The following is an 18,231-nucleotide window of genomic DNA, read 5'->3' as shown; positions in this document are numbered from 1 at the left end:
GCGTCACGCCTTGAACAGCGAGCGGGCCTTCAGCACCGATGTTGCGCCGCTCGCGTCGGTCACCGCGTAGGTGAAGCCCGGCAGCAGACAGTAAGCCCCGACATTCCCGTTCGTATCGAGTGCCAGGAAGCCGACCTGGACGCCGCGGATCGCCGCGCCGCGCAGCGTTGCGATATGCCGAACGACCTCTTCGCACGCTTGCTGCGGCGTTGCGCCCGCGCGCATCGAGGCCACGACCCGCGCCGATCCCGCCACGCGCGTGACTTCCTCGCCGAGACCCGTCGAGGTCGCGCCGCCGACGCCCGCCTCGACATACAATCCCGAGCCGACCTGCGGAGAATCGCCAACCCGGCCGCGCATCTTGAACGCCATGCCCGACGTGGTGCACGCGCCGGCGATCCGTCCGTCGGCGCTGCGTGCAAGCAGACCGATCGTGTCATGGTCGAGCGCGCCGCCGGGCGTACGGGTACTGCGGTTCTCGCTATTGGCCTCAGGTTGGTATTTCGAGGTCTTGAGCCACTCGCGCCACGCCTTTTCGGACTCGGGCGTGAGCAGCGACTGTTGCGGAAAGCCCTGATCGCGCGCGAACCGCGTCGCGCCTTCGCCGACCAGCAACGTGTGCGGCGTCCGCTCCATGACGCGACGCGCGACCGAGATCGCGTGCACCGTGTCCTCGAGCGCGGCGACCGCGCCGACGCCGCCGGCATCGTCCATGATGACCGCATCGAGCGTGACGTGGCCGTCGCGGTCGGGATAGCCCGAATAGCCGACGCTGTGGTTGTTCGGGTCCGCCTCGGGCACCATCGCTCCCGCCTCGACCGCATCAAGCAACGATCCGCCGGCGTGCATCTTGGCGAATGCCGCGTCGTTGGCGGCGGCGCCGAAGTCCCAGGTCGAGAGTATCACCGCGCCCGATATGCTGCCGATGCCGGCCGAACCGCCTTGCGCGCGCGTGTCCGGTCGCGACGCGGCGCGCGCGAACGGTGCGGCAAGATTGATCGCGCCAAGGCCGCCCAGCGCCGCCAGCAATGACCGTCTCGTATTCATCGTTCGTCCCCCGGGCACCAATCGCGGGATGCTATCGCAGACCATATCGGCTGACCAGTCGCCATGCTGCTTTGCAACATTATTTCTTCGATGTCCTAGATCGGTATTGTTTAGGCATTGACGAAAACTCTCTTTTGACCAAACCTGTCATCGGGGCCGGTGAACGCGTCGTGACGCAGCCGGAGTTAAAAGGGGAACATGATGATATTGGATCAGTCCGTGTCGCGGATCGCTCTCGCAGCGTCGATCTTTCTCGCGGCGATGCCGGCAGCGGCGCAGGTCAGTCCCGCCGATGCGGTAAGCCCGGCGCAGGCTGCGGCAACGACGCCGGCGGACGCGAAGGTCCAGGCCGACGCCGATACCGCGCTCGCCACGCAAGAGACCGCCCGTACCGCCGCGGTGGCGGACGACACCGTCGTCGTCACCGGGTCGCGGATCCGCCGTCCCAACATGACGTCGGCGGCGCCGATCACCACGGTCACCGCGCAGGATATCCGCGCGCAGGCCGCGATCACCGTCGAGGACGTGCTCAATCGACTGCCGCAGGTGTCGCCCGACAGCCAGCAGACCTATCAGGACTCGGACGGCCGCCAGCGGATCAAGCTGCGCAGCCTCGGCTTTGAACGCACGCTCGTGCTGGTCGACGGCAAGCGGCTCGGTACGCAGAACGGTCAGGACGTCGGCATCATCCCGCCCTCGCTGCTCGAACGCGTCGACGTGCTGACCGGCGGCGCATCGTCGGTCTATGGCTCGGATGCAGTCGCCGGCGTCGTCAACTTCATTCTCAAGAAGGATTTCGAGGGCATCCAGCTCGACGGCAATTACAGCTTCTACAATCACGACAACAAGGACACGATCGTCTCTCCGCTGGCGCGCGCGAACGCATTCGGCAGCCCGCGCGGACTCGCCAACGACGGCGGCCGTTCGGACGTCACGCTGACCGCGGGCTCGAAGCTGTTCGACGGTGCGCTGCGATTCTCGGGCTTCGTCAATTACCGCCAGGCCAACGACGTTCCCTATGACGCGCGATCGACATCCGCCTGCCAGCTCGTCCAGACCGGCAAGGACGGCCCACTGTCGTGCTCGCTGTCGACCTATTCGCCGAGCGGCTATGTCTCGCCGCGCAGTGGCGCGAACAGCGGCGTCGGCTATGTCAACGATCCCGCCGGCACGCAGACGTTCGTGCCCTACGGCGCCGGCGCGGGGAACGCCGCCAATCCGTATGACGGCTATTCCTATCAGCGCCAGTTCGAGCGGTATACCGCCGGCGGCTTCGTCAGCGCGCGGATCACGCCTGAAATCGAGCTGTATGGCTCGGGGATCTGGTTCCGCGACAAGTCGATCAATCCCTACCCGACGCGCATCTACAGCTACACCGCCTATGGCGATGCGCCGTATCCGGTGAACTGCGACAACCCGTATCTGTCGGCATCGCAGGCCAATACGATTTGCGGTGCGCAGGCGGGCACGTCCGCGACGGCGCCGCTCGATGTGCGCTATCGCTTCAACGACCTGCCGTTTGCACCCGACACGTATCTGAACACTGCGATCCGCGCGACCGCGGGCGTACGCGGCACCGTCGGCAAGGCGTGGACCTATGATGTCGGCGGCGTCTTCTCGCGCAATCAGCAGGATATCACGTTCGGCAATTTCGCCGATTACGACCGGGTCAATCGCTCGCTCAACGTCGTCAACGTCAACGGTACGCCGACCTGCGCCTCGAAGGTATCGGGCGTCGATCCCGCCTGCGTTCCGTTCGACGCGTTCAGCGCCGGAACGCTCGGCGCACCACTTGCCGAGTATCTGTTCACCGGCCGCAGCGGCACGTCGAAGGGTGTCGCCAAGCTATGGGACGTCGTCTCGTCGGTCACCGGCGATCTCGGCAAATACGGCGTCACCTCGCCCTTCGCGAACGACGGCGTAGCGATCGCGCTCGGCGCCGAATACCGCAAGGACAGCTATGCTTCGTCCGCCGATGCGATCTACCGCGAGCAGAATGGCGGCACCGACTTCAATCTCAGCCAGGACGTCTGGGAATCGAACATCGAGGTTCAGGCGCCGCTGGTCCAGGAGCGTCGCTTCGCGCATCTGTTGCAGGCGACCGGCGGTTTCCGCGTCTCGAAATACAGCAGCAACCCGAGCGTCTTCAACACCTGGAAGCTGGAGGGCGTCTATGCGCCGATCAGCGACCTGACCTTCCGCGCCTCGTTCAACAAGGCGCAGCGCGCACCGACGGTGTTCGAGATCCGCCAGGCGACGAACATCGATTACAGCCGCCAGGGTGGATCGCAGAACGACTTCTGCGCGCCGGTCGCGCGGCAGGTGGCGGATCCGAACAATCCGGGCCGGACGATCACCAGCACCACGCCGCTCGCCTCGCGCGAGGTGTGCGCCGCGACCGGACTGTCGGACGCACTGTACGGCAGCGCCACGCTGCTGTGCCCGAACGACCAGTGCACGGTGCGCTCGGGTGGCTTCACCGCGGATCCCGAGACCGCCTACACGCAGACCTATGGCTTGGTCGTGAAGCCGAGCTTCCTCAAGGGGCTGGTCTTCTCGGTCGATCGCTATCGGATCAAGATCAACAACTCGCTCGGCTATAACGACGACAGCTATTACACCGATGGCTGCCTGCGCTCGGGCGGCGACCAGTTCTTCTGCTCGGGGATCGTCCGCCAGCCCGGCACCGGCATCCTCTACGCCGCCGCCGCGAGCAACCCGACCAGCGGCTTCATCCGCGCAGGCACGACCAATTACTATTTCTCGATCGCCCGCGGCTGGGACTTTCAGAGCCAGTACACGGTCGGCCTTGGCGGTGCGGGCAAGCTCGATCTGAACTTCAACGGATCGCTGACGACGTTCGCGGGCGGCCAGGATTCACCGCTTCAGCCCAAGCGCAACTGCGCGGGCTATTACGGCAATGGTTGCAGCCAGCTGCTGCCGAAATGGTCGCACGGTCTGCGGACGACCTACACGACGGGCGACGGGATCTTCAGCACGTCGTTCAACTGGCGCTATGTCGGTTCGCTGACGCATGCCGACAATTCGGGTGACGAGGCGATCGGCGGCACTGCGGCCCGCGCGCGGACGACCTTCTACCATATCGCGCCGGTCAGCTATTTCGATCTGGCGATGACGTTCGCGATCTCGAGGGACTTCTCGCTCCGGTTCGTCGCCAACAACCTGCTCGACAAGACGCCGCCGATCCTGGCGAATTCGTACGACATCAGCCTCGCGCGCAGCAACACCATCCCCGCGCGTTACGACTCACTCGGCCGTAACCTGGCGGTAGGCGCCACCGTCCGGTTCTGACCGCTCGGATGAACGACTGACCTCCGAAACCCTCCCCCCACCGGGGGAGGGTTTTCGGTTCAGTCCCCTTCGATCAGCGCCGCGCCGCCCTGCGCATCCAGATCGAGCATCGCCGGCGCGTCCGCCTTCGTCGCCGGCCATTTCGGCAGCCCTGTACCGTTCGGGTTACCGGTCTTCACGAAGTTCACCAGATACGCGCTCGCGGTGTGCGCCGCCGCCCGGTCGGTCGCGCTGGTCTGCGCACCATATTTTATCGCTGCGGTATCGAAGAAGAACGGGATGTCCGTCGCATGCGATGCGCCCGCGGTTTTAGCGTTCCGAACCGACGTCGCCACATACGAGAACCGGTAATGATAGGTCGGCACGCCCTTCGCCGCGAGCACCGCCGCGGTGTCGCGCGCGCCGACGATCATATACCCTTGCGGCCCGCCGATATCGTCACTGGTCGCGCCGATCATCACCGGCACCCGGGCGAACCGTCCCGCGGCATAGGCGGCGACGGGATCGACCGCGAGCCTGCCATCGACCACCGGCCCGCTAAACGTCCGCGGCCCCGATCCCGGCGTGAACATCGCCGCCAAGCTCAAGCCATCGGTCACCTGGTCCGCCGACAGTCGACGCAGCTTGGCCAAGGCCTGCGGATCACCGGCCGCAATCCCCTTCGACTGCGCGAACGCGATGCCGATCGTCTCCGCCGTGGCGATCGTCCCGGCAGGCCCGGTGCTGGGGCCGCCCGATTGCACCACCGCCTTCTGGAATGTCCCGCGCGCCATCGGCGACGTCAGCAAAGTGTGGACCGACATGCCGCCTGCGCTTTCGCCGATGATCGTCACGTTGGCGGGGTCGCCGCCGAACGCCGCGATGTTGCGCTTGACCCATTTCAGCGCGGCGAGCTGGTCCATATAGCCATAATTGCCAAGCAGCCCGTGATCGGGATCCTGCTTCGTCAACTGCGGATGCGCGAACGTGCCGAACCGTCCGAGGCGGTAATTGAAGCTGACGACCATGATGCCGGACTTGGCCAATTCGCTGCCGGCATAGGTCGGTGGCGACGATCCGCCGTTCACGAAGCCGCCACCGTAGATCCACACCATCACCGGCAATTTCGCCTTCGCACCGGCGGGCTTCCACACATTGGCATAGAGGCAATCCTCGGCCGGCGGCGTGCCAAGCGGCGCGGCATCGCTTGGGAAAGGTTGCTGCATGCAGTCATTGGCATAGCGGCTCGCGTCGCGCTCGCCGCGCCAGGCGGCCGCGGGCTGGGGGGCTCGCCAGCGGAGCGGACCGACCGGCGGCGCAGCGAACGGAATACCCTTGAACGCCACGACTCCACCGGACTCGCGACCCTGCAATCGACCGGTATCGATCCGCGCACGCGTCTCGCCAGCTTCGGCTTGCGCCAATGTCGAACTGGCCAGCAAGGCCGCCGCAAGGGTGAAGGTCAAACGCATGGCACTATCCTCGTCTCTGATCGAAGCGATAACGGCCGAAGCGCGCGACAGAAATCAGTGATGGGGCCCGCGGCGGGAAATCGAACCCGGACCCATCTCCTGCATCGCTGTAACGCAACGTCTGACAATTCCGCCACATTGGCCTGGCAATGGTAGCGCACAGTTAATCGCATAGACAACGGCTGGCTGAACGTAGCGTATAGTATCGACGCAGCCATGATGACTGGGGGGAAGGCGATCCGAACGCTTTCGAAACCTCACCACGGGAAAGCCGCCACCAGATGCTCGCGTGAACACGCCTCCGACAGCGTCCACTGGCGTCTAATCTTCTGGTCGCAGGCTTCGTGCCGCCGACACCGATGTGCTTGGACGGTGCCGCCGGACGATCGCAACCGATTTGCCCCCGACAGAGTAGACTTGGCGGTCGGTTTAGATAATCATGGCGTCCGCCAGACACTTGAAGGGTAAAGCCTTGGTATCCTGCTACTCACCGACCCCGGTTTTGGAACAGATCGGTGAACGGTGGTGGCGACGCATCGGGGCTGGCACCGGATCTGGTAACGGCGTCGCCGGCGGTGAACTCGACGGCCCAGGCCCGCTCGACGTTCTTCGAAAGGCCGATTGGGTATGGAAACCTGGCGACAGTGCGTTGCAGCCGTTTGCACCCCGGCAGGCCGTCGAGAAACGCATTTCCGGAAAGGCGGTCCTCGCCTGCCGGGTTCTGCTCTCGACCCGCGTCCATGATTGCCGCGTCATCGCCGAGAGCGCCGGGGGATTTGGCTTTGGCAAGGCGGCGCTGACCGCCTCACGGATCTTCCGGGTTCATCCCCCGCGGCGCAACGGCAAGCCGCTGAACGATGCGTGGGTCGGCATTCCCGTTGTTTGGATCACGGACTCCGTGGTCAAGATGGGTAAGCTGGAAATCGTGACACCAGCCGTCCCAGACACCGCGCCGACCCACTGAGTACATAACAGCGACCCGCGATCGGGGGCACGGATAGAATTCTCAAGTTCCGCCAAGGCGATGAGCCTGGCCGCGTCTGCGAACACAGCCCGTTAGCAAACTCTCAATTAGTCGCTGCGAAACCATCCCGCCGGATCACCCGCGGGTCTGGCTGTACTCTAAGCGCTCTGATTTGCCCGCAATCCTGCAGGCGTTGCAGGACGGACGTTTTTGGAACGGGAAGATGCGCCAGTGACGCTAAATGCAATCTGCAAGGCCATCTTGGGATGGCTTCCGCCCGTATATTTATTGGCGGGCTGGGCTGTCAGTGGATGGTATGTTTTCCACTATACCAGTGCAGTAGCCGCAATCGGGATAGTTTCGGGTATCGCGATATTCGTCCATTACAATGTGATGATCAGGTCGAATATCGTGGACGAACGCAAGTCTATTGACTTGGATCGGGCAGCCAAGATCGCCCTTGTTCTCGCCAGCTTGGGATTTTGTGCAGTATTTCTGTATCTGGTGATCGCCAGCTGGACAGCCTATAAGGCGTACGCGGCTGCACCGCTATTTGGCGTCGGAATGGTCTACGTTCCCGCCTTCTCGCTCGGCGTTGCTTCGGCCGCGTATATAAAACTGATCGCGGTGCACGTATCCAAGCTCAAAGGGTGACGCGAGCAGGCCGGTCGGGGATGCCGGCTAAGAGGTCGCGCGGGTCAAAAGCCCGGGGATCGCGCGACGTGGACGACCGGGAAACGAGATAGATGGGCCGGTCGTCGGACCGGCCCACTATACTTACGCCTTCTTGCGCGCGCGCTTCGGGCTTGCGGCGGCCTTGGTGTCTTCCTCCTCGTCCGGCGAATCCTCACCGGCTTCGGTCAACGCCTCGCCAAGCGCCTTGAGTTTCTCCTGCGACTTGTCGGACTTGTCGGCGATCTTGGTGGTCGCCGTACCCAGGCGGTGCAACAGCGCATGGACGCGATCCGCGTCGGGCGTGTCCTTTTCCAGTTGCTTGCGCAGCGAGGCGAGGTCGCGCAGGATGCCCTTGGCACCCGCGGTATCGACGTCGGCCAGCGCGGCTTCCCAATCCTCGACCATGTCGGCACCCTTGGTGGACTTGGTAGCATCAAGTCCGCGGTTGATCGCGTTCATCGTTCCGGCGAATTTAACGGCCATGTCATTCTCTCCGCAAAGCCTGTGGTGGCGATCGTCAACGCGGTGTCGCGGAGGAAATGTCCGGGCGGATCGGGTTACCGTATTGCTCTCGATCAATTGGGTGGCGAAAACCGTACGGACCGTATCCTGGGTTATCTTTTGGCGACGCGGCCAAGGCCGAAGTCGACGGGCGGGCAGTAGCTGAAGGACGCATGAGCCGACCGCCAAAACTCGGCAACCGCGCTAATTCTCCATCAAGGACAACAGTTGCCAACAGCCCACACCCGGCGCAGCGGCACGAAAGGCCCCCCACCGCCACGCCGGTATTTAAGCGAATTCCTCAGGCGAGCGTCAACCCAACATCCACATTCCCCCGCGTTGCGTTGGAATACGGGCAAATCTGATGTGCTGCATCGACCAGTTTCTGCGCTTCGTCACGCTCCAGACCCGGCAACGATACCGTCAGGTCGGTCGTGATGCCGAAACCACCCGCGGACCGGGGACCAATGCCGACCTTGGCCGTGACCGCGACGTTTTCGGGCAGTTTCATCTTCAACTGCTGGCCGGCGACCTTCAGCGCGCCGATGAAGCAGGCGGAATAACCGGCCGCGAACAGCTGCTCCGGGTTGCTGCCGTCGCCGCCTGCGCCGCCCAGTTCCTTTGGCGTCGAGAGCGCGACGTCGAAGCGACCGTCCTGCGAACGAGCATGTCCGTCACGACCACCGGTTGCTGTGGCTTCAGTGGTGTATTTCACGTCGATCGACATTTTGAGTCTCCAATTGCTTATCGCGATAAATATCTAGGTAGCCTTGCTGCGGTTGTCCAGCATTATTTTGTGCGATAATCATTTCCGTGATACTGATCGTTATGAAAGAGCTATGTGTGTCCGACCCTCTGCCACTCGACGAGCAACTGTGCTTTTCGCTCTACGCTGCGACGATCGCGATAAATCGTGCCTATAAGCCTGCGCTCGACCGGCTTGGCATAACCTACCCGCAGTTTCTCGTTCTTCAGACCTTGAACGAGGTTCAGGATGGCCGTTCGATCGGCGCCATCGCCGAGAGGCTCGCGCTGGAACCGAGCACGATCACGCCACTGGCCAAGCGTTTGGAGGCAGCGGGGCTCGTTACGCGGATTCGCAATCCCGCCGACGAGCGTGAGGTCCGCGTCCGTTTGACCGACGCGGGTCGCGCCCGCTGGGCTGAGACGGGATGTCTGGGGCCGTTGATCGTGGAACGATCGGGAATGACGCCGGACAGGCTGGCGTATCTCAACGCTGAAGTGGCGGCGCTTCGTCAGGCGCTAGCGCTCAAGCCCGGGGCCAAATCCGCAGTGGTTCAATGAAATTTGCGGTAGATCTTAGGATGCATCTGCTAAAAGCATAGGCGCTAAGATAAGCCTTCGCTCATTTGATGAGATAGCAACCCGTCGGTCCGCCCCGCGGTTGCGGCTCCGACTGACAATGTCAGACGGGCTGCCGCTGCGCCCGCAACCATCCCGTAATCGAATACCGCTTCGTTGGCGCGGAGGGCGTTACATAGGACACGCTGTGGAGTTGCGGGACAGCTAGGATGTCGAGTGTGTTGAAGTCCGGGACAAGTCCCTCGACCATGCCGTCGCGATCATGGAACAGCAGCAGGCCGCCCCATTCGGCGCGCCACTGCGGGGTGAGGCCGAACACATAGGCCGCACGTCGATCCTTGCCGGCAACCTCGTCGTCGTGCGCGGTGAGGAAGTCGCAGGCTGCGTAGGCGGTCGCCTGCGCATCGACGAACCGCGTATCGTCGGCGCCGGTGATCGCCTTCAGCACCGCCAGCGGGGCGGGACTCGACAACCACGAAGCGAATAGCGTGAGCAGATCGGGGTTCGCTACGCGTGCACCCACGCCGTCCGCCACGCGGATCGTCTCGTAGCGATATTGGAAACCGCTCTCGGCGCCCTTGTGAACCGCGGCATACAGCGCCTTTCGCTGCGCATCGCTCATCGCGTCCCGGACCGAGCGATCGAGTTCGTAAAAAGTGTCGTTGCTGTTCAGCACCTGCCGCCAATCCGCATGGTCCTGAAGATATGCGTGCAGGCGTTGCGGCCCATCGTCCGACAACAGGTCCTTAATCCTGACGCGACCTGCGCGCGCGTACCGCGCGCGCAGGTCCGAGACATCGAGGTTGGGGTTGAGCAAGAATGGGTCGGTCGGCATCGAAAACCTCGCAGAGGATGCCCACGCCTAACGCCGATGTGCGGCCAGCAGAAGGGTGCGTGTTTATCCCGCTACGCCACCGATATGAGTTCCAGCGCGCGTGGTGGAGCCGAGGGGAATCGAACCCCTGACCTCTGCAGTGCGATTGCAGCGCTCTCCCATCTGAGCTACGGCCCCGCGCGGTTGGCCATAGGCCAGGATCGATGATCTAGCGGCTCGATTTGGGCGTTGCAACCGGGTTGGCGCGACTGCGCCAACTGACCTTCGGCGCGTCGTCGCAACGGAGCGTCGGGTCGCCGTCAAGTTGCCGCAATCACAGGAACATTCCGCCAGCTTGGCGCTTGTAATCCTCGGAATGTACGACCCCGCGATCGACGGGGCCGGCAGCCGCAGGACAGCAATTAGGAGGTTCCTATGGTCTACGAACGCAACACCCGAGATCGCCAGTCGGGCGACTATTACGGTCGGCCGAACTCGAACGATTATGGTCGCGATTTCCGCGCAGACGGTGGCGGCTACGGTCGTTCCAGCGCGCGTGAATATGAAGCCGCCGGCGAATATGATCGCGATGATAACCGCAGCGGCCGCGGCCAGGGATATCAGGGGCGTGACGACCAGGGACGCGGCGATCAATATGGTCGCGAGCAGGGCGGTCGTGACTATTATGGCGGCCACAATGATCGCTCGCAGCCATCGGGCAGCGATCGCTACGGCCAGTCGCGCTACGGCCAGGGATCGGGTCAGGGTTACGGCCAGCAGGGTTACGGCCAGCAGGGTTACGGTCAGCAGCGGTCTGGACAAGGCTATGGCCAGCAGTCCACCGGCCAGCGCAGCCAGGGTTCGGGCGATACCGAATATCACGGCAGCTATGCATCGGACGGTCGTCGCTTCGAGGACGTAGGCCGCAACCGCGATGCCGATGACGACAACCGCAACTCTTCGCGCGGCGACAGCCGAAACGAGGGGCGTGATTATGGTCGCCAGCCACAGGGCTATGACTATGACGATCGTGGGTTCATCGCACGCGCAGGCGACGAAGTTCGCTCCTGGTTCGGTGACGACGAGGCCGAGCGCCGTCGCGAAGCCGATGCACGCTACGACGAGCGGTCCTATGGCAATTCGGACAACCGTGCGTTCGGCAATCGCTCCTCGAACACTCACGACGACCATTACCATAGCTGGCGCAGCACGCAGATCGCGGCGCTCGACCGCGACTATGACGAATATCGCAACGAGAACCGCTCGAAGTTCGAGAACGAGTTCTCGTCGTGGCGCAATGAGCGCCAGGGCCAGCGCAGTTCGCTGTCGCAGGTTACCGAGCATATGGAAGTCGTCGGGTCTGACGGCAGCCATGTCGGCACGGTCGACAAGGTGAAGGGCGACCGGATCCTGTTGACCAAGAACGACCGCGATGCCGGCGGCGTGCACCACTCGATCCCGTCGCGCTGGATCAAGACCGTCGACGGCAAAGTCACGCTGTCGAAGTCGGCCGATGAGGCCAAGGCGGCGTGGAAGGAAGAAGAGCGCAACTCGGCGATGTTCGAGTACGGCGATCGCACGGGCGGTGACAAGAAGGATGCCGGTACCAGCGGTTATGCTTCGAGCTCGCAGACGGGCAGCACACAGTCCGGCAGCACCGGGACCGGCACGGCATCGACCACGGGCACGACGACCGGCGGCACCACCACCGGGACGACGTCGGACACGCTCGGCAAGTCGGGTTCGACCACGTACTAACTGGTTGAAAGCGTTGGCTGGCGTCGCATGATGTCAGCCGTATAGGGGCCCGGGCGGAAACGTCCGGGCCTTTTTGCAGGTTGCGTTGAGTATGCGTTTCGCCATACCCGCAACACGAATAATCAAGACAGGAGCAAGTTTATGGCCCGTGCATGGAGCCTCAAGGCACGTCCGCAAGGCATGCCGAAGCATACCGATTTCGCCATGATCGATCTCGACCAGTCGACGCTCGGCGCGGGCGAGGTGCGCATCGCCAATCGCTGGCTGTCGGTCGACCCGTACATGCGCGGGCGGATGAACGACGTGAAGAGCTATGTCCCGCCGTTCGCACTGGGCGAGGCGATGCAGGGCGGCGCGGTCGGCGAAGTGGTCGAGAGCAACGACGACGGCATCAAGGTCGGCGACATGGTGCTGCACATGGCAGGCTGGCGCGACGAGGCGGTGGTGCCGGCCTCTCAGGTGCAGAAGCTGCCCGCGCTCAACGTGCCTCCGCAGGCGTTCCTGGGTCAGCTCGGCATGCCGGGGATGACCGGGTATTTCGGGCTGCTTCAGGTTGCCGAGGCGAAGGCGGGCGACACGGTGTTCGTATCGGCGGCGGCGGGTGCGGTCGGATCGACCGTGGTGCAAGTCGCGAAGGCCAAGGGCATGACGGTGATCGGGTCGGCCGGCGGCGCGGAGAAGTGCGCGTGGGTGAAGTCGCTCGGCGCGGATGCGGTGATCGACTATAAGAGCGACGTGCCGGTGGTGAAGGCGCTTGGCGAGGCTGCTCCGAAAGGAATCGACGTGTATTTCGACAACGTCGGCGGCGAGCATCTCGACGCGGCGCTGGCGCATGCGAACATGCATGCGCGGTTCGCGGTGTGCGGGATGATCGACGTGTATAACAGCGGGGCTGCGACGCAGCTGAAGTATCTTGCGCGGCTGATCGGTAACCGCGTGCAGATCCGAGGGTTCATCGTCAGCGACTACATGGATCGTGCCGAGGAGTTCTACAAGGACATGGGCAGGATGCTGGCGGCGGGGACGCTGAAGCGGCAGGAGACCGTGCACGAGGGTCTCGAGACGATGCCGGATGCGTTTCTGGGGCTGTTCTCGGGTGGGAACACGGGGAAGATGCTCGTCAAGGTTTGAGCGAGAGCCGGCCGGGGGATGAACTTTGGCATGTGTCCCGGCCGCTTTCTTGTTCTCCCGCGAAGGCGGGAGCCCAGTCTGGGTCCCCGCCTTCGCGGGGAAACAAGCTAAGCTAGGTCCTAGTTAGAGCCACTTCGCCTGCTTGAACTTCACGTACAGCGCGGCGCAGACGACCCCGATCACACCCAGTACGACGAAATATCCGTACTCTGTCTTCAACTCGGGCATGTTCTCGAAGTTCATGCCGTAGATCCCCGCGATCGCGGTCGGTACGGCGAGGATCGCGGCCCAGGCGGCGAGCTGGCGGGTGATCGCGCCGGTACGTTGTTGTTCGAGCAGGTTGCTGAATTCGAACACCGACGTCAGCACTTCGCGCAACCCCTCGACCATCGTCTGCACCCGGCGGACGTGGTCGAGCACGTCGCTGAAATACGGTTTCGCCTCGGTATCGATGCAGGGGAGGTCGAGGCGGACGATCTTGCCTGCGACCTCGCCCATCGGTCCTAGGATTCTCTGGAAGCGGATCATCTCTCGTCGAAGCCCGAAGATGCGGACGATCTCGTCGCGGCCGAGGAAGGCGTCGATCGTGCGCTGTTCCATCGCCAGCACCTCGTCCTCGATGCTCTCGACGATTGGGAGGTAGCCGTCTACGACGTAGTCCAGAATTGCGTGGAGGACGTAGTCGACGCCGTTGATGAGCAAGGTGGGCGCGGCTTCGAGCTGTTCGCGTAGAGCTTTATGAGACCGCGCCGAGCCGTGGCGGACGCTGATGATGTGACTGTGGCCGACGAAGATTGCGGTTTCGCCGTATGCGATCTTGTCGTCCTCGAGTTGCGCGGTGCGGGCGACGACGAACAGCTGGTCGCCATAGACGTCGACCTTGGGTAGTTGGTCCGCCTTGATCGCGTCCTCCACTGCCAGCGGGTGGAGGTTATACTGCTCCTTCAGCGTCCGCATCTCGGCATCGGTCGGGTCGCAGATGCCGATCCAGACGAACTCGGAGCGATCCGCGGGGCAATCAACCTTTTCGTCGATCGAGACCGCGCGGACACGCTTGCCATGACGATAGAGATACGCGGCGACGACCGTCATGGAACCTCGGAATTACGCTAACGAGGCTCGCGCCGGTATCAGAACGCCGGCTGCACCGCACCCCGATAATGCTGCTCGATGAAGGTCTTGGTCGCCGGGCTGCGCAGCGCCGCGATCAACTTGACCACCCGCGGGTCCTTCTCGCCGCCGGGCAGGCCGACGACGAAATTGACATAGGGGCTGTTCTTGTCCTCGATCACGAGCGCGTCGCGGACCGGATTGAGCTTCGCGTCGAGCGCGTAATTGGTGTTGATCAGCGCGAGATCGACCTCGCCGAGCGTGCGGGGCAGGGTGGCGCCCTCCAGTTCCTTGAAGTTCAGGTTCTTCGGGTTGGTGGCGATGTCGTTGAGGCTCGACAGCGGATTGGTCGGGTTCCGGAGCGTGATCAGCCCGGCCTTCTGGAGCAACAGCAGCGCGCGGCCACCGTTGCTCGGCTCGTTCGGGATCGCGACGGTGGCGCCGTTGGGGATCTGCGCGATCGACTTCCACTTGCGCGAATAGGCACCGAGCGGTTCGACATGGACGCCGGCGTAGGTCACCAGATGCGTGCCGCGCGAGGCGTTGAACTGGTCGAGATACGGCTTGGTCTCGAAATAACTCACGTCGATCTGCTTCTGCTCGACCTGGAGGTTGGGCTGGACGTAGTCGTTGAAGACGCGGATCTGGAGGTCGACGCCTTCCTTGGCGAGCGTTGGCTTGATCGATTCCAGGATTTCGGCGTGCGGCACCGCGGTTGCGGCGATCGTCAGCGTCTTGCCGTCGTTGGTCTTGGCACCACCGCAGGCGGCGAGCGCGAGCAGCGAGAACGAGGCGAGCAGGGTGCGGCGGTTCATGGCAGTTCCTAGCGGCGGGTGAAGTGGCGAGCGAGCGCGTCGCCGGCATATTGGATGATCTGGACGAGCACGACCAGCAGCACGACGGTGACGACCATGACGTCGGTCTGGAAGCGCTGATAGCCGAAGCGTATCGCGAGATCGCCGAGGCCCCCTGCGCCGACCACGCCCGCCATCGCGGTAAACGAGACGAGCGCGACCGCGGTCACGGTGGCGCCGGCGATCAGTCCGGGCAGCGCCTCGGGGATCAGCGCGCCGGTGACGATCTGGCGCGTGGTGGCGCCCATCGCCTGCACCGCCTCGATCGTGGTGCGGTCGACTTCCTTGAGCGATCCTTCGACGAGGCGCGCATAGAAGGGCGCCGCGCCGACGACGAGCGGCGGGATCGCGCCGGCGACGCCTAGCGAGGTGCCGACGAGCATCACGGTGAGCGGGATCATCACGATCAGCAGGATGATGAACGGCACCGAGCGGAGGATGTTGATGATGATCCCGAGGACGGCGTTGGCGACGCGGTTCTGCGACAGGCGGCCCCGGTCGGTGAGGTAGAGCAGCACGCCGAGCGGGAGGCCGAACGCGATCGTCAGGATCAGCGATCCGCCGAGCATGATCAGCGTGTCGAGGCACGCCTGGCCGATGTCCGACCAGTCGATGTTGGCGAAGAAGCTCATGCCGCCAGCGCCGCCAGCATGCGCTGCGTTGCCGGGTGGGCGGCGTTGGCGAAGATGTCGGCGACGTCGCCGGTCTCGACGATGCGGCCGCGTTCTAGGACGGCGACGCGGTCGCAGACGTAGCGGACGACGTCCATTTCGTGGGTGATGAGAACGATCGTCAGGCCGAGGTCTCGGTTGAGGTCGCGGAGGAGGGTGAGGACCGAGCGGGTGGTTTCGGGGTCGAGCGCGCTGGTGGCTTCGTCGCAGAGCAGGATGTCGGGGTCGGTGGCGAGCGCGCGGGCGATGCCGACGCGTTGTTTCTGCCCGCCGGAGAGTTGGGCAGGATATTTGGCGGCATGATCGGCGAGGCCTACGCGGTCGAGCAGTGCGGCGACTTTCGTCTCGCGTTCGGCTTTGGATACGCCCGCGAGCACGAGCGGGAACGCCACGTTTGCTGCGACCGTGCGCGACGACAGCAGGCCAAAGTTCTGGAAGATCATACCGATGCGGCGGCGTAGCGCGCGCAGGTCCGCTGCGGACAACGCCGCCACGTCGACGCCATCGACTTCGACCCGGCCCGAAGTCGGGCGTTCGAGTGCGTTGATCAGGCGGATCAGCGTCGACTTGCCCGCGCCGGACTGGCCGATGACCCCGAACACGCCGCGTGCGGGGATTTCGAGCGATACGCCGTCCAGAGCGGCCGCCTCGCTTGCCGGGTAGGTTTTAACGACGTCGATTAGGCGGATCATGCGGAGCCCATCACCTGCGCCGCGAACCGCTCCATCTCTTCGGCCTGCGGACTCATCTGGAGCAGCAGCAGGTTGAGACCGGCGGCTTCGTACTCCGCCACGCGCTCCTTCAACTGTTCGGGTGTGCCGACCAGATTGGGGCGCAGGCCGCGGTTGGAGACGGAGTATTCCTGGATCTTCAACTCGCGTTCGAGCTGCGTGCCCGATAGCCACTGGTCGAAATTGGCATAGCCGGCGGGGAGTTCGGTGACGCTGGTGATGCGTTCGAGCTCGCGCTTCGCCTCCGCCTCGCTGTCGCGGACGATCGCGTAGGCGGCCATGCCGTATTGCATCGGCGCGCCGCCAGCTGCTTCGCGTCGCGCAGCCATGTCGGCGATCTTGGGGGCGATCGCGTCGGCGGGATCGCCGTGCATGACGTACGCGTCGCACTGCGCAGCGATCATCGCCTTGGCCTTCTCGCTCTCGCCGCCGGCATAGACGGTCGGGCGCTTGGCGGGCTTGGGGGAGCAGATCGCTTGCTGCGTGGTGTAGAACTGGCCCGCGAAGTCGAACCGCTCTTCAGTCCAGAGCCCGTCGACGACGGTCAGCCACTCCGCCGTCCGCGCGTAGCGATCGTCGTGCTGGTCGAACTGGAGGCCGTATTGCTTGGCCTCGTCCGCCCACCAGGACGAGACGACGTTGAGCGCGAGCCGCCCGCCCGAGATCCGGTCGATGTTCGCCGCGGCCTTGGCGAACAGTGCGGGGTGGTGGAAGTTCGGGCGGACCGCGACCATCAGCTCTATGCTGTCGGTCACCGCCGCGAGCGCCGCCGCGGTCGACCACGCGTCGAGCGCGGGCTGTTCGATGCCCTTGATATCGTTGAGATTGAGCTCAGCGATCAGCGTCAGGTCATAGCCCCAACGCTCGGCATTCTGAGTCAGCGCCTTGGTGTACGCCCAACTCGCCTCCATCCCCTCGTCGGGGACATTGCGGAGCCAGCCGCCGAAGACGGGAGTCCAGTAACCATAGCGCATCAGCGGGCCTTTTCGATCTGTTCGATCAGGTAATCGACGAGGCGGTCGTGCGGATCCCAGCCGAGCACATCGAGGGGCTTGGCGACGAAGTTCGACAGCGCGTTGATGTCGTAGAAGCGCGCGACGCCGTCGCGGTCGTCGATCATCACCTCGACTCCGCCGACGTCGAGATCGACCGCGTTGGCGATCGCTTCGGCGGCGTCCTTCAAGGTCTGCGAAGGGTCGACCGCGGCCATCTTGATTCCCGAGCCGGGGACGACGCACGCATCCGCGGGGCAGAGATCGAACGCGCCGCCGCCCGCGACCTCGATCGCGTAGAGGAATTTGCGGGCGAGCGTCTCGATCCGGGTGATCGCGCCGTCGCGGACGGGGACGTATTCCTGGACCAGCAGGACGCCGTCGACGCTGCTTGGGAGGCCTGCGTCGGCGACGGCGGTGCGCAGTTCGTCGAGGCTGTCGAAGCGGATGATGCCCGCGCCCGATCCGCCTATGTTCGCCTTCACGACCAGCGGGAAGCGGAGCGTCTGCGCGGCGGGGACGACGTCGGCGGCGCGGTGGACCACGCGTGTCTCGGGGATCGCGAGGCCGAGCGAGGCGATCAGCGACAGTTGGCGGGCCTTGGAGGCGTCGATCGCGAGCACGTCGGTGCCGTTGATCACGCGTGCGCCGGTGCGGCGCCAGTGATCGAGCATCGCCATCGTGTCGAAGATCGGATGCTCGTCGTTGCGCAGGAAGCTCGACATCGCGATGCGGTTGAAGACGACGGGGGCGGGGGCGCTCTGGTCGGCGGGGTTCCAGAACCCGTCGGGCGTCGCGCGGGTGAACGCGACGCCGCGGCGGTCGAGGGCGGCGAACAGCGGTTCGAACCAGAGCGGGTGCTCGTAGAGAATGGCGAGATCGGTCATCGCTCTCCGG

Annotated in this window: 17 protein-coding genes and 1 tRNA gene; 6 read left to right on the top strand and 12 right to left on the bottom strand. The window is 64.3% G+C overall.

The window, feature by feature from the left end:
- Window positions 1–3: 3 nt before the first annotated feature.
- Window positions 4–1,047, bottom strand: coding sequence for a N(4)-(beta-N-acetylglucosaminyl)-L-asparaginase (locus tag C8J46_RS04660; protein WP_132735636.1), 1,044 nt, complete (start codon window positions 1,045–1,047; stop codon window positions 4–6).
- 219 nt (window positions 1,048–1,266) lie between these two features.
- Between C8J46_RS04660 and C8J46_RS04655 the strand changes: the two genes are divergently transcribed.
- Window positions 1,267–4,359 carry a TonB-dependent receptor gene (locus C8J46_RS04655; RefSeq protein ID WP_243643221.1) on the top strand — a complete coding sequence of 1,031 codons (3,093 nt, stop codon included), beginning with the start codon at window positions 1,267–1,269 and terminating at the stop codon, window positions 4,357–4,359.
- 59 nt (window positions 4,360–4,418) lie between these two features.
- On the opposite strand, the gene C8J46_RS04650 is transcribed toward C8J46_RS04655, so the two are convergent.
- The gene (locus C8J46_RS04650; protein ID WP_132735630.1) at window positions 4,419–5,810 is read right to left on the bottom strand and encodes a carboxylesterase family protein; all 1,392 of its coding nucleotides are present in this window, start codon (window positions 5,808–5,810) and stop codon (window positions 4,419–4,421) included.
- A gap of 457 nt (window positions 5,811–6,267) precedes the next feature.
- Here C8J46_RS04650 and C8J46_RS04645 point away from each other — a divergent pair, with 457 nt between their 5' ends.
- On the top strand, window positions 6,268–6,774 hold the full coding sequence (locus C8J46_RS04645) for a TonB family protein (protein ID WP_165886457.1): 507 nt from the start codon (window positions 6,268–6,270) through the stop codon (window positions 6,772–6,774).
- A gap of 411 nt (window positions 6,775–7,185) precedes the next feature.
- The gene (locus C8J46_RS20715) at window positions 7,186–7,428 is read left to right on the top strand and encodes a hypothetical protein (protein ID WP_165886456.1); all 243 of its coding nucleotides are present in this window, start codon (window positions 7,186–7,188) and stop codon (window positions 7,426–7,428) included.
- Window positions 7,429–7,551: 123 nt separating this feature from the next.
- On the opposite strand, the gene C8J46_RS04635 is transcribed toward C8J46_RS20715, so the two are convergent.
- Together C8J46_RS04635 and C8J46_RS04630 are read right to left on the bottom strand one after the other, a co-directional pair.
- Window positions 7,552–7,932, bottom strand: a complete 381-nt coding sequence (locus C8J46_RS04635; protein WP_243643220.1) for a hypothetical protein — start codon at window positions 7,930–7,932, stop codon at window positions 7,552–7,554.
- Between the two features lie 319 nt (window positions 7,933–8,251).
- Entirely contained in the window at window positions 8,252–8,677 is a 426-nt protein-coding gene (locus C8J46_RS04630; protein ID WP_132735622.1) for an organic hydroperoxide resistance protein, read from the bottom strand.
- 116 nt (window positions 8,678–8,793) lie between these two features.
- Between C8J46_RS04630 and C8J46_RS04625 the strand changes: the two genes are divergently transcribed.
- Window positions 8,794–9,255, top strand: a complete 462-nt coding sequence (locus C8J46_RS04625; protein ID WP_132735620.1) for a MarR family transcriptional regulator — start codon at window positions 8,794–8,796, stop codon at window positions 9,253–9,255.
- A 121-nt stretch (window positions 9,256–9,376) separates the two neighbouring features.
- On the opposite strand, the gene C8J46_RS04620 is transcribed toward C8J46_RS04625, so the two are convergent.
- Together C8J46_RS04620 and C8J46_RS04615 are read right to left on the bottom strand one after the other, a co-directional pair.
- Entirely contained in the window at window positions 9,377–10,108 is a 732-nt protein-coding gene (locus tag C8J46_RS04620) for a 2OG-Fe(II) oxygenase family protein (protein ID WP_132735617.1), read from the bottom strand.
- A gap of 101 nt (window positions 10,109–10,209) precedes the next feature.
- Window positions 10,210–10,285 (bottom strand) — tRNA-Ala (locus C8J46_RS04615).
- 237 nt (window positions 10,286–10,522) lie between these two features.
- On the opposite strand from C8J46_RS04615, the gene C8J46_RS04610 reads away from it, so the two are divergent.
- Both C8J46_RS04610 and C8J46_RS04605 read left to right on the top strand, forming a co-directional pair.
- The gene (locus C8J46_RS04610; protein WP_132735614.1) at window positions 10,523–11,845 is read left to right on the top strand and encodes a DUF2171 domain-containing protein; all 1,323 of its coding nucleotides are present in this window, start codon (window positions 10,523–10,525) and stop codon (window positions 11,843–11,845) included.
- 141 nt (window positions 11,846–11,986) lie between these two features.
- Window positions 11,987–12,976 carry an NADP-dependent oxidoreductase gene (locus C8J46_RS04605; protein ID WP_132735611.1) on the top strand — a complete coding sequence of 330 codons (990 nt, stop codon included), beginning with the start codon at window positions 11,987–11,989 and terminating at the stop codon, window positions 12,974–12,976.
- Between the two features lie 123 nt (window positions 12,977–13,099).
- Here the strand turns inward: C8J46_RS04605 and C8J46_RS04600 are convergent, their stop codons facing one another.
- Genes C8J46_RS04600 through C8J46_RS04575 form a run of 6 tightly spaced genes read right to left on the bottom strand, consistent with a single transcriptional unit; the run spans window position 13,100 to window position 18,221 of the window.
- Complete coding sequence (locus tag C8J46_RS04600; protein ID WP_132735608.1) at window positions 13,100–14,068, bottom strand: magnesium and cobalt transport protein CorA; 969 nt, start codon at window positions 14,066–14,068, stop codon at window positions 13,100–13,102.
- Window positions 14,069–14,106: 38 nt separating this feature from the next.
- Window positions 14,107–14,901, bottom strand: coding sequence for a MetQ/NlpA family ABC transporter substrate-binding protein (locus C8J46_RS04595; protein ID WP_132735605.1), 795 nt, complete (start codon window positions 14,899–14,901; stop codon window positions 14,107–14,109).
- A gap of 8 nt (window positions 14,902–14,909) precedes the next feature.
- Complete coding sequence (locus tag C8J46_RS04590) at window positions 14,910–15,572, bottom strand: methionine ABC transporter permease (RefSeq protein ID WP_132735602.1); 663 nt, start codon at window positions 15,570–15,572, stop codon at window positions 14,910–14,912.
- The gene (locus tag C8J46_RS04585; RefSeq protein ID WP_132735599.1) at window positions 15,569–16,303 is read right to left on the bottom strand and encodes an ATP-binding cassette domain-containing protein; all 735 of its coding nucleotides are present in this window, start codon (window positions 16,301–16,303) and stop codon (window positions 15,569–15,571) included. Before C8J46_RS04585 ends, C8J46_RS04590 begins: the two co-directional genes overlap by 4 nt.
- A complete protein-coding gene (locus C8J46_RS04580; protein WP_132735596.1) occupies window positions 16,300–17,316 on the bottom strand; it encodes an LLM class flavin-dependent oxidoreductase in 1,017 nt (338 codons plus the stop codon). The genes C8J46_RS04585 and C8J46_RS04580 overlap by 4 nt, the downstream gene beginning before the upstream one ends.
- Window positions 17,316–18,221 carry an alpha-L-glutamate ligase gene (locus C8J46_RS04575; RefSeq protein WP_132735594.1) on the bottom strand — a complete coding sequence of 302 codons (906 nt, stop codon included), beginning with the start codon at window positions 18,219–18,221 and terminating at the stop codon, window positions 17,316–17,318. Before C8J46_RS04575 ends, C8J46_RS04580 begins: the two co-directional genes overlap by 1 nt.
- Between the last annotated feature and the right edge of the window lie 10 nt (window positions 18,222–18,231).

It is taken from the genome of Sphingomonas sp. PP-F2F-A104-K0414 (genome assembly GCF_004340945.1).
GTDB lineage: Bacteria > Pseudomonadota > Alphaproteobacteria > Sphingomonadales > Sphingomonadaceae > Sphingomonas.
The sequence above is the reverse complement of the archived record's forward strand: the minus strand, read 5'-3'. Positions and strand labels throughout refer to the sequence as shown.